Below are 11,699 nucleotides of genomic sequence, written 5' to 3' on the forward strand. Positions count from 1 at the left end.
CAGCTGATTTTTTGTCTTTTGTTGTTGTCGTATCGGCGTCCGGTCAGGCGACGTGTTCCTCACGTATTTCCTGGGCCGAGACGATCGCGCCTTCTTTTTCGAGCGCTTCGATTCGTGACTGGTCGAACCCGTGCTCGGCCAGAACCTCTCGCGTGTGCTCACCATAGACCGGTGCGCCTGATCGCACTTTCCCCGGGGTCTCCGAAAACTTGATGGGAAGCCCGATCGTCTTGACGGGACCGAGCGTGGAGTGCTCGACCTCGACGACCATCTCGCGCGCCAGCGTCTGCGGATCGCCGAGCGCCTCCAGCATGTCGTGCACGGGGCCGCACGGCACGCCCTTCTCGTCCAGCGCCGCCAGCCAATGCGCCCGCGACTTCGTGCGGAAGCGCTCGCTCAGGACGGCTTCGAGCTCTTTCAGGTTGGCCATGCGATCGGCACCGGTGACGAAGCGCGGATCGTCGGCGAGCTCGCTCGCGCCGAGCGCTTCCAGCATCAACAGCCAATGCTTCTTGTTGGCGCCGCCGACCACGAGCCAGCCGTCCGAGGCTTCGAACGCCTGATACGGCGCGTTGAGTGGATGCGCCGAGCCCATCGCGCGCGGCGCAGTGCCCGCGGCGAGCGCGATGGTCGACTGCCAATAGGTTTGCACCAGCGCAGCTTCATACAGCGAGGTCTCGACCCACTGCCCTTCACCGGTCTTGAGGCGATGCGTGTAGGCCGCCAGGATACCCATGCTCGCGAGCAGGCCGGCGGTGATGTCGGACAGCGGCGGTCCACATTTGACGGGCGGACCGTCGGGCCGCTCGCCGGTAAAGCTCATGATGCCGCTCATGGCTTGCGCGACGAGATCGAATCCCCTGCGATGCTTGTACGGGCCGGTGCGGCCGAAGCCCGACAGCGAGCAATAGATCAGCGCCGGGAATTCCGCGTGCAGCGCCTCGTAGCCGAAGCCGAGGCGTTCCATGGCGCCCGGCGCAAAGTTCTCGACCAGCACGTCGGCATTCGCGATCAGCCGGCGCAGCACCTCTTTGCCACCGTCGGTCTTCAGATCCAGCACGATGCCGCGCTTGTTGCGATTCATCATCAGGAACGAGGCCGCCTCGTCGCCGATCTTCGGCGGCACCGAATGACGGGTGTCGTCGCCGTTCGGCCATTTCTCGATCTTGATGACGTCGGCGCCCATGTCGGCGAGCATCAGGGTGCAGGTCGGTCCCGCCATGACGTGGGTGAGGTCAATGACCTTGAGGCCGGCCAGCGGGCCCGAGCGGCGGGAGGTGGATTGCGACGGATCGCTTTGCATCGGCTCGTCCTATTGGCCGCGCCATTGCGGCGCGCGCTTGTTGAGGAAAGCATCGAGCCCTTCGCGAAAATCCTGGCTCGTGTAGCACATCAGGATGAGGTCTTCGCCCTCGTCCTGCGTCAGCCGGCGTTGCAGACGCGCCACCGCCTGCTTGATCGCATTCAGCGTCAACGGCGCATGGCTCGCGACGAGCCGGGCGACCTCGTCTGCGCGTCGTTCAAGGGCGGCAAGATCGTCGACGACCTCGCCGAGCAGCCCGACGCTTGCGGCCTCCGCGGCGTCGACGAGGCGCGCGGTGAAGATGAGATCCTTGACGCGCGCGGCGCCGATCAGCGCGGTGAGACGGCTGACATTGGACATCGAAAGGCAATTGCCGAGCGTCCTGGCGATGGGGAATCCGATCTTCGCAGCTTTCGTGCCGATGCGGAGGTCGCAGGCCGCGGCAATGCCCGCCCCGCCGCCGGTACAGAAGCCGTTGATCGCCGCGATCGTCGGCACCCGGCACTGCTCGAGCGTGGTCAGCACGCGGTCGATGCGGTTCTCGTAATCGATGGCGTCCTGCGGCGACTTGAACTCGCGAAACTGGTTGATGTCGGTGCCGGACGCGAAGGCCTTGTCGCCGGCTCCGCGCAGCACCAGCACCTTGATGTCATGGTCGCGGTTGACCTCCTCGCAGATCGCGGCAAGCCGCTCGTACATGGCAAAAGTGAAGGCATTGCGGGCCTGCGGGCGGTTGAAGGTGATCCGCCCGATGCCGCCGTCGCGCTCGAACACGAGGTCTCCAGCCTCCACTTGCAGGTCCATTTCCTCACACCTTTCTGTTTTTTACATTTTTGAATGCAAAACTTGGAATTTTCAAGCTGGAACTTGACAGTTTCTGCATATAAGCTCGATTTTGCATTCAAAACTGAGCTCAGAGCCATGCTTCACGACGAGGTCGTCAACCGCATCCGCGCCATCCTGCTCGACGGCGAGATCCCGCCGGGCGCGCGGATTCCCGAGCGCGAGCTGTGCGAGCGGCTCGAAATCTCGCGGACGCCGCTGCGCGAGGCGCTCAAGGTGCTGGCGGCGGAAGGGCTCGTGCAGCTGCTGCCGCATCGCGGCTCGCGGGCAGCAAAGCTGACCGACAAGGACATGCGCGACCTGTTCGAGGTCTGCCAGGGCTTGGAGGCTCTCGCGGGCGAACTCGCCTGCGAGCGCATCAGCGACGCCGAGATCGACGCGATCGCCGCCGCACATGCGGACATGGTGCAGCATTATCGTGAGCGCGACCTGATCCAGTACTACCGTGGCAATCGCGCCATTCACGAAGCCATCGTGACTGCGGCAGGAAATCCCGTGCTCGCCGGGCTTTACGCCTCGGTGACCGCGCGCATCCGGCGCGCGCGCTATGTCACGCCGATGACGGCGCAGCGCTGGGCGCTCGCCGTGAAGGAGCACGAGGCGATCCTGAACGCGCTTCAGCGCCGCGACGGCGTTGGCCTCTCGCATATTCTGCGAGCACATCTCCGTCACAAGCGCGAAGAGGTGCTGCAGGCGGGCTTCGCCGAGACGGAAGGCAGTGAGCCCACGTTGCGTATTGCGTGAGTGGCGAGACACCGGCGGGTGGTCGCGCTGCCCGGAAAACAAGCAACCTTCTGTTGCCCCGCAATCACACCGCCCCGAAATCGTCAGTGAGGTCGGCGACGAGAAGTGGCGCCGGTGGTCCGCCGGCGGCGAAACAGCTACGTATGTCTCGCTCGGAACATTTGGCCACGCATTGCATCGGGGCGCCCTGTGGAATTGGCAATTGAGGTTGGCGGCTCGCGTACGAGGCGGAGAACGAGTTTAATCAAGGCGCTGTTGACGAGTACCGCATTGACGGCGGCGCTACCCGCCGTGGCGGCAATTCTGCTCACGGCGATCTCCGGCCAGGCGGCCGCCCAGACCTGGAATGGCGGCCCCGGATTTTGGGCCGTAGGCGGAAGCTGGACGCCGGCCATCGTTCCCAACGCAGTCGACGCTGTTGCGACATTCAATGCGACGGTCCCGAATCAAGGTCCACAAGTCAATCTGCAGGCCGGGACGTTCACGATTGGCACGTTGAATCTGAACTCTTCGGCCACGAACAGCAATTTCGGTTTCGTCAACGGCACCCTGATCATGCAGACCAGCGCGGGCTCGGCCGCGATCAATGTGCAATCAAGCAATCCGTTCCTGACCGGCGATATTACGGCCGGCGGCGTTCTTCAGCTCAATTCTAACACCGTCATCACGACGGCCTCCGCGAGTGCGGAGTTCCTGGTCGACAGCACCGGCCAGATCACAGGTCCCGGCAGCTTGACGGTCGCCGGTCCCGGCAGAGTCACGCTGAACAGCACCAACACCTATGCGGGCGGCACCGCGGTCACTGGCGGGACACTGACCGGCGGTCACGCAACGGCGGGCGCGATCGACGCGTTCGGGGGCGGTGCCATCACCATGAGCGGCGGCACATTACGCACGACCGTCACCGGGACGCTAGCGAACGATATCACCTTCACGACCGCCACGACCTCGACCCTGGCGGCGGGCGCCGGCACGACTCTGTTGGCCGCGGGCGGCATGAGCATGAACGACGCTCATGTGCAGTTCGGATCCGCAACGGATACGGGAACCGTTCAAGTGCAGTTCGCGGTCGGCACATCCGTCAGCACCGGTACGACGCTCGCGGTCAACGGCGGCACGTTGCAGGCAACCGACAGCATCCTATCGTTTCTTACAGGCAACGCCGGCTCAACGACGGTGGCCGCAGGCGCGGTCCTCGATTACAACGACCATACCAGCGCCCTGCGACCTGCTCGGCGCAGGAACGGTAAACACCGGATCCAGTGCCGCGACCACCATATCCATCATGAACGGCGATTTCGGTGGTGTCATCCAGGGCGCCGGGCGCCTGAGCCTGAGCTTCGGCCCATCCGGCACTGTGACGTTGACCGGCGCCAACACCTACACCGGTGGGACCAGCATCAATTCCGGCCACACGTTGCAGCTCGGCAATGGCGGCACGACCGGTTCGATTGTCGGCAACGTCGTCAACAACGGCACTTTCGCCGTCAATCGCTCGAACGTTCTCACCTTCACAGGCGTGATCAGCGGCACCGGCGCCTTCCAGCAGAATGGCAACAGCGCAACGAGCGTGACATTGCTGACGGCTGCGAACACCTACACCGGGTCAACAACCGTCAATAGCGGCGTCCTCGCCGTGATTGGCTCGATTGCATCCTCGGTCCTCACCACGGTGAACGCAAGCGGCCAACTGGTCGGCAGCGGCACCGTTGGCGCCACCCAGATCAACGCGGGTGGGCTTTTGTCGCCGGGCATTGTAGCCGCGCCAGGCACGTCCATGACCGTGGCAAGCCTCGCGATGCAGTCCGGGGCGCTGTATCTTGTCTACGTGGACCCCACGACGTCGACTTTTGCCAATGTGACCGGCAATGCGACCCTCGGCGGTGCCACGGTAGCTGCGAGCTTCGCGGCCGGAAGCTATGTCGCCAAGCAGTACACCATTCTCAACGCAGGCAGCGTCAGCGGCACATTCGATCCGACGGTCCTGAATGTCGGCCTGCCTTCGGGCTTCAATACCACGCTGAGCTACGACGCAACCCACGCCTATCTGAACCTTGCGCTGAACTTCGTGCCTCCATCGGGCAACCTCAACGTCAATCAGCAGAACGTCGGCAACGCGATCATCAACTATTTCAACACCAATGGCACGATCCCGCTGGTGTTCGGTAGCCTGACGCCCGCCGGCCTGACCCAGCTCTCCGGCGAGGTCGGCAGCGCGCCGCAGCAGACGACCTTCAACGCGATGAACCAGTTCATGGGCGTGATGACCGATCCGTTCATTGCGGGCCGCGGCGATCCCGTCAGTGCGGGCGGCACGCCGAATGCCTATGCGGATGAGACCGCCTTGGCGTACGCGCGCAAGCGCAAGCCGAACGACGCACTGGCTGCGATCTACACCAAGGCACCGGTTGCACCGTCGTTCGAGCAGCGGTGGAGCGTCTGGGCGGCAGGCTTCGGCGGCGCGCAGCAGACCGACGGCAACGCCATCGTCGGATCGAACACCACCACAAGCAACCTCTATGGCACCGCCGTCGGTGCGGATTATCGCATCTCGCCGGATACGCTGGTTGGCTTCGCGCTCGCCGGCGGCGGCACCAACTTTACCGTGGCGAACGCGCTCGGCGGCGGCCGGTCCGACCTGTTCCAGGCCGGCGCCTTCCTCCGGCACATCGTCGGCCCTGCCTACATCACCGGTGCGCTGGCCTATGGATGGCAGGACATCACCACAGATCGCACCGTGACGGTTGCCGGCGTCGATCGCCTGCGCGCCGAGTTCAACGCCAACGCCTATTCCGGCCGCCTCGAGGGCGGCTACCGCTTCGTCACGCAGGGCGTCGGCCTTACGCCTTACGCCGCAGCGCAGTTCACGACGTTCGACCTGCCGGCTTACGCCGAACAGGCCATCGTCGGCGGCAACCTGTTCGCGCTGGCCTATGGTGCCAAGAGCGTCACTAACACCCGCACCGAGCTCGGCCTGCGCACGGACAAATCCTTCGCCCAGGCTGACGGGATCGTCACCTTGCGCGGGCGGCTCGCCTGGGCGCACGACTTCAATCCGGACCGCGTCATCGGAGCTACGTTCCAAGCTCTTCCCGGCGCGAGCTTTGTCGTAAACGGTGCGGCGATGGCCTCGGACTCCGCGCTGGTGACGGGATCGGTCGAGAAGAAATGGCTCACCGGCTGGTCGGCTGCCGGGACGTTCGAGGGTGAGTTCTCGAACGTCACGCGCTCCTACGCAGGCAAGGGCGTGGTCCGATACAGCTGGTGATGCCGCGGGCACACGATCACCAGACACACCAGACACAAAGGTGACACAATTATTGGCGGGCAGCCGGAATGGCTTTCGCTTCGGCAGGCGGCTCTCATCGTCAAAACCAATTCCACTTGCTAGCTCATCTGAACCGGAGCAGCATCCGCCTATCGGCGCGCGCCGAACACAACGCGCACAACGCGTTGTGAAAAACGAAAGCGGAGAAAAAGGATGACATTCGACGTCTCGCGTCGGTCCCTACTCGCACTCGGCGCCGGCCTCGGCGCCAGCGCCATGCTCGGCAGCAGCGCGATGGCGCGGGCGCCCAAGCTCGGCACCCAGACGCCCTACTGGCACCGCTTCATTCTCGGCGATGCCGAGAGGTGACCGTCGTATCCGACGGACCACTTCCGCTCGGCGATCCCTCCGGGACCTTCACCGGCGTTTCCAAGGAAGAGGTCAAGAAGATGCTGGCCGACAATTTCCTGTCGCCGGACAATGTCGTGCTCGAACAGAATTCCCCGATCGTCAACACCGGAGACAAGCTCATCCTGTTCGACACCGGCATGGGCTCATCGAAAATGTTCGGTGCCAGCACCGGCCGCCAGCAAAAGAGCATGACCGAGGCCGGCATCAAACCCGGCGACATCGACGCCGTGGTGTGCTCGCATGCCCATATCGATCATATCGGCGGCATCGTCGACGAGGGCGGCAAGCCGCTGTTCCCTAACGCGCAAGTCTACATCGCCCAGAGCGATTTCGACTTCTGGACCGACGAAGGCAAGCTCGGCAGCGCGGCCAAGGACTTCGTCGTCCACGCCCGCAAGAACCTGCTGCCGGTCCGAGACCGGATCAAGTTCTTCAAGGACGGCGAGGAATTCCTGCCTGGCGTGCAGGCGATCGCTGCGCCCGGCCACACCGTCGGCCACACCATCTTCATGGTCTCGTCGGCAGGCAAGTCGTTCGCCTTCCTCGGCGATCTCTCGCACCATTCGGTGCTGCTGCTGGAGAAGCCACGGATGGAGTTCTCCTACGATTCCGACCCGAAGCAGGCGGCCGAATCGCGCGTCAAGCTGCTGACGATGCTGGCCGCGAACAAGATCCCGGTGATGTCCTATCACTTCGCCTGGCCAGGCTATGGTCATGTCGCCAAGGCCGGAGATGGTTTCCGCTACTATCCGGAGCCGATGAAGATGACGTTGTAGCCGTCAGTTCAGATCCGGGCGGCGCGGGGACCTGTGCGGTCCCTCGCGGCGAACCTTACAGGCACTCCAGGCGGGCCCGCAGCTGAGCGTCGGTCTCACGGCCCAATGCAAGCAATTCGGAATACGGGTCCCCGGCAATGCCGAGCGCGGCGGCAAACGCGGGCTCGGTCTTCATCCCGCGCGCCCTATGGTCGGCCACGGCTTTGCGCAGACGCCCGTCGCCGAGCGCGAGCAATCTGCGCTCGATCTCGAAGTGCAGCCAGCCTTCCTGCTGATCGACCGGCCTCGGGTCCCCGAACAGCTCGAACGGCCAGCCGCCCCATTCGAAGCGGGCCACCACCGGCCGTTGGCTGGAGCACCATTGGTAGAGCGCAAACCCGTCACAGGCGCGGTACCGTCGCCAAACCACTTCGGCGAAAGCCGCCGCGTCCGGAACGTGGCAGACGACATCGATGTCGCTCAATGGCGTCGAGAGCCCCAAGGGCAGCGTCCCGACCACGCGTGGATCGAACTCCCGCAGCTCATCGAGCAATCCCGAACTGCCGATCGCCGCTTCGTAGCTATCGATCGTTCCCGGCATCGCCGAAGACCTCGACCAGGCGAAAACGCTCGCACATCAGCATCATGTCGTCGCTATAGCGCCCGAGCCTGCCGAAATAGGATTGATGGGCACGGCGCCAATGACCCAGGCTCCGGTCGCCTTCTCCCTCATCATGTGCAAAGGCTGCGTCGACTTCATTGAAGCGCCGATATGTCACCTCGATGGTTTCGATGACGCAGCGCGGCTCTGCTCGCCCGTCGAGCACGACCCAGCGCTCACCTGGCGTAGACGTGTTCGGCTCATCTTCGGTGCTGCACGTCGCGGTCTTGATGCCCATGACGACGAGCTCGACCAATTCGTCAGCCAGCGCAGGATTGTCACCGAACGCGAAGGTTCGCAGATGCTGATACGGCTCGGGAATCCCCTTGCCCATCCTAGCAGCCGAGCTTGTCCGCGATGCCGCCAAAATCCCTCGCGACGATGTCCCATTGGCCGGTTGCTTCGAAATCGACCTTCTGAAGCGGGCCGTATTCGGTCGGCCGCGCCACGAAGGCGGTCTTCAACCCGTTCTTCTGCGCGGCGGCGAGATCGCCATTGTGGGCCGCGACCATCATCACCTCTTCCGGCCTGAGGCAGAGCAGCTTTGCTGCGCCGAGATAGGTCTCGGGATCGGGCTTGTAGTGCTCGAACAGCTCAGCCGACATGATGAGGTCCCACGGCAGGCCGGCGAACTTCGCCATGTTGGTGAGCAGCGCGACGTTCCCGTTCGAGAGCGGCGAGATCACGAATTTTGATTTCAGACGCCTCAAGCCGGCGACGCTGTCGGGCCAGGGATGCAGGCGGTGCCAGCCTTTGGTGAGGTAATCGAGATCGGCCTCGGTGAGGCCCTTGATCGCGAATTTCGCGACGAGCTGCTCCAGCGAGCGGCGGTGCAGGTCATCGAGCATGACGTAGCCGCGCTCTGGATGTTGGCGCACGTCGTCCATCGAGGCCATGTACATGCCACGCCAGCCGTCGACGAGCGCGGTCCAATCCGCGCTGATGCCGCGCTGCTTGCTCCACCACATGAAGTCGGTGATCAGGCTGGTGCGCCAGTCGACGACCGTGCCGAACACGTCGAACACCAGGGCTTTGACGGCGGAGAGATCGGACATGGGCGCTTCCTCCGATTGTTCTTATTGTCATTCCGGGGCGATGCGCAGCATCGAGCCCGGAATCCATTTCGCGTCGGAGTCTGCCGCCCGATGGATTCCGGGCTCTCGCTTCGCGAGCCCCGGAATGACGGCAGTTGGCGTGCCTGGATCAATCCAGATGGAACTTGGCCAGCTCGCGGTGCTCGGCCTTGATGTAGCGCACGGTGCCGGTGACCGAGCGCATCACCACCGTCTCGGTCTCGATCACGCCGTCCTTGCGGAACTTGACGCCCGAGAGCAGCGAGCCCGTGGTGACGCCGGTGGCGGCGAACAGGCAGTCGCCGCGCGCCATGTCCTCGATGCCGTAGATCATCTTGGGATCGTTGACGCCCATCTTGGCAGCGCGCTCGCGCTTCTCGTCGGAATCGAGGATGAGGCGGCACTGCATCTGGCCGCCGATGCAGCGCAGCGCCACGGCGGCGAGCACGCCTTCCGGTGCACCGCCGGTGCCGAGATACATGTCGACGCCGGTGTTGTCGGGGTCGGCGCAATGGATGACGCCGGCGACGTCGCCGTCGGTGATCAGGCGCACGGCAGCGCCGGTCGAGCGCACGCTCGATATGATGTCGGCATGGCGCGGACGGTCGAGCACGAGAACGGTGATGCCCTCAGGCTTCACGCCCTTGGCCTTGGCGAGGCGGCGGACATTGTCGGCCGGCGAGGCATCGAGATCGACGACACCCCTGTCGTAGCCGGGGCCGATCGCGAGCTTCTGCATGTAGACGTCGGGGGCGTGCAGCAGCGTGCCGCCGTCGGCCATCGCCATGGTGGCGATCGAGCCCGGCATGTTCTTGGCGCACAGCGTGGTGCCTTCGAGCGGGTCGACCGCGATATCGACCTCGGGACCGGCCTTGAGGCCGACCTGCTCGCCGATATAGAGCATCGGCGCCTCGTCGCGCTCGCCCTCGCCGATCACGATGGTGCCCTGGATCGGCAGCTTGTTGAGCTCGCGCCGCATGGCGTCGACGGCGGCCTGGTCGGCCGCCTTCTCGTTGCCGTGGCCGCGCAACCGCGCCGACGACACCGCCGCCCGCTCCGTCACCCGCACGATCTCCAGCGTGAGAATTCGCTCGAGCAAGGCGTGCGGGGGGACTTCAATATGGGTCGACATCGGCTTACTCCTTCGAAACGTTTCTGGGCGGGATTCCTGCCCGCGCTAACTCACAACGCCCACGGTTCGTTCGACCGAACGACCGCCTTATGGCTTGAGCATGACCTTTCCGGAAAAACGCTCAACACTTTGCGCTGCGCGGCCCTCCGGGTCCGAGGTCATGCTCTAGTTCTTCTCGATCCGGATCACCTGCGGCCGTCCGCTGATCACCTTGTCCTTCTGCACGGCGGCGAGCGCACGGCGCACGGCATCCTCGTGTGTGGCATAGGTGATCAGGATGACGGGCACGGGGACCGCCTTGCCGTCAGTGGGCGCAGCGCCGCCATTGGGATGACGCTGCACGATCGACTCGATCGAGATCTTCTGCTCGGCAAGCCGCGTCGCGATCGCGGCCGCAGTGCCGGGGAAATCGCGCGCGAGCAGGCGAATGTAATAGCCGCCCTCGTGGCGCTCCATCGGCGCCTTCTTGGTGTCGCGCAGCTGCCCGATCGGCCGGCCGAACGGATTGGCGCGGATGCCGCGCGCGACGTCGGCGATGTCGGCGACGACGGCGGATGCGGTCGCAGCACCGCCCGCGCCGGGGCCGACCAGCGTGATCGGCGGAATGCCTTCGCCATCGATCGTGACCGCATTGGTGACACCCATCACCTGCGCGATCGAGGAGGATTTCGGCACCATGGTCGGATGCACGCGCTGCTCGATGCCCTTGGCGGTGCGCACGGCAACACCGAGCAGTTTGAGCCGATAACCGAGATCGTCGGCGGCGCGAAGATCTTCCGGCGCGATGGAGGAGATGCCTTCGACATACACCGCACTTTGAGCAACTTTCGTGCCGAAAGCGAGGCTGGCGAGAATGGCGAGCTTTTGCGCGGTATCGTGGCCATCGACGTCGAAGGACGGATTGGCCTCGGCATAGCCGAGCCGCTGCGCATCCTTGAGGCATTCGGCGAAGGACAGGCCCTCCTGCTCCATCCGGGTCAGGATGTAATTGCAGGTGCCGTTGAGGATGCCGTAGACGCGGTTGATGCCGGTTCCGGCAAGGCCTTCACGTAACGTCTTGATGACGGGGATCGCGGCGCCGACCGCTGCCTCGAAATTCAGCGCACCGCCGTGCTTTTCAGCCGCCTTGGCCAGCTTGAGGCCGTGCTTGGCGAGCAGCGCCTTGTTGGCTGTGACGACCGACTTGCCGGCGCCGAGCGCGGCGTCCACCGCCGACAGCGCGGGATCGCCGGCGCCGCCCATCAGCTCGACGAAGCAATCGACCTCCGGATGCGTGGCGAGCGCGATCGGGTCCTTCGCCCAATCGAAGCCGCGCAGGTCGATGCCGCGCTTCTTCGCCTTCGAACGCGCGGTGACCGCAACCACGCGGATGCCCCGGCCGCTGCGCCCTGCGAGCACGCGCGCCTGTGTTTCGATCAAACGGATAACCTCGGCCCCCACGGTGCCGAGCCCCGCTATGCCCACTTTCAGCGGTGCGACCATGATACTTCAGAAAACCTGCAGAAGAGA

9 protein-coding genes and 2 pseudogenes are annotated in these 11,699 nt (G+C 64.5%); 4 read left to right on the forward strand and 7 right to left on the reverse strand.

Annotation, left to right across the window (positions count from 1 at the left end; genetic code table 11):
* Positions 1-43: 43 nt before the first annotated feature.
* Both ABIA40_RS12595 and ABIA40_RS12600 read right to left on the reverse strand, forming a co-directional pair.
* Positions 44-1,303: a CaiB/BaiF CoA-transferase family protein gene (locus tag ABIA40_RS12595; RefSeq protein WP_271546625.1), complete on the reverse strand. Its 1,260-nt coding sequence runs from the start codon at positions 1,301-1,303 to the stop codon at positions 44-46.
* A gap of 9 nt (positions 1,304-1,312) precedes the next feature.
* On the reverse strand, positions 1,313-2,107 hold the full coding sequence (locus tag ABIA40_RS12600) for an enoyl-CoA hydratase/isomerase family protein (protein WP_271546627.1): 795 nt from the start codon (positions 2,105-2,107) through the stop codon (positions 1,313-1,315).
* 117 nt (positions 2,108-2,224) lie between these two features.
* Here ABIA40_RS12600 and ABIA40_RS12605 point away from each other — a divergent pair, with 117 nt between their 5' ends.
* The 4 genes and pseudogenes from ABIA40_RS12605 (at position 2,225) to ABIA40_RS12620 (ending at position 7,345) form a co-directional block, all read left to right on the forward strand.
* Entirely contained in the window at positions 2,225-2,890 is a 666-nt protein-coding gene (locus tag ABIA40_RS12605) for a GntR family transcriptional regulator (RefSeq protein WP_271546629.1), read from the forward strand.
* A 555-nt stretch (positions 2,891-3,445) separates the two neighbouring features.
* Positions 3,446-3,697: pseudogene (locus tag ABIA40_RS12610) on the forward strand (hypothetical protein); the annotation flags it as partial.
* Positions 3,698-4,247: 550 nt separating this feature from the next.
* The gene (locus ABIA40_RS12615) at positions 4,248-6,158 is read left to right on the forward strand and encodes an autotransporter domain-containing protein (protein WP_404546219.1); all 1,911 of its coding nucleotides are present in this window, start codon (positions 4,248-4,250) and stop codon (positions 6,156-6,158) included.
* 213 nt (positions 6,159-6,371) lie between these two features.
* Positions 6,372-7,345 (forward strand): annotated as a pseudogene (locus ABIA40_RS12620) (MBL fold metallo-hydrolase).
* 55 nt (positions 7,346-7,400) lie between these two features.
* Here the strand turns inward: ABIA40_RS12620 and ABIA40_RS12625 are convergent.
* The 5 genes from ABIA40_RS12625 to ABIA40_RS12645 all read right to left on the reverse strand — a co-directional run bounded on the left by ABIA40_RS12625 (position 7,401) and on the right by ABIA40_RS12645 (position 11,672).
* Complete coding sequence (locus ABIA40_RS12625) at positions 7,401-7,925, reverse strand: DUF4269 domain-containing protein (protein ID WP_404541289.1); 525 nt, start codon at positions 7,923-7,925, stop codon at positions 7,401-7,403.
* Positions 7,906-8,319: an ASCH domain-containing protein gene (locus tag ABIA40_RS12630; RefSeq protein ID WP_275517256.1), complete on the reverse strand. Its 414-nt coding sequence runs from the start codon at positions 8,317-8,319 to the stop codon at positions 7,906-7,908. The genes ABIA40_RS12625 and ABIA40_RS12630 overlap by 20 nt, the downstream gene beginning before the upstream one ends.
* A gap of 1 nt (position 8,320) precedes the next feature.
* On the reverse strand, positions 8,321-9,040 hold the full coding sequence (locus tag ABIA40_RS12635; protein WP_404541292.1) for a haloacid dehalogenase type II: 720 nt from the start codon (positions 9,038-9,040) through the stop codon (positions 8,321-8,323).
* Between the two features lie 148 nt (positions 9,041-9,188).
* On the reverse strand, positions 9,189-10,190 hold the full coding sequence (glpX, locus tag ABIA40_RS12640) for a class II fructose-bisphosphatase (protein WP_157285871.1): 1,002 nt from the start codon (positions 10,188-10,190) through the stop codon (positions 9,189-9,191).
* Between the two features lie 165 nt (positions 10,191-10,355).
* Positions 10,356-11,672 carry a homoserine dehydrogenase gene (locus ABIA40_RS12645; RefSeq protein ID WP_157285872.1) on the reverse strand — a complete coding sequence of 439 codons (1,317 nt, stop codon included), beginning with the start codon at positions 11,670-11,672 and terminating at the stop codon, positions 10,356-10,358.
* Between the last annotated feature and the right edge of the window lie 27 nt (positions 11,673-11,699).

The sequence above is a fragment of the Bradyrhizobium sp. USDA 223 genome (assembly GCF_044909005.1).
Classification (GTDB): domain Bacteria; phylum Pseudomonadota; class Alphaproteobacteria; order Rhizobiales; family Xanthobacteraceae; genus Bradyrhizobium; species Bradyrhizobium yuanmingense.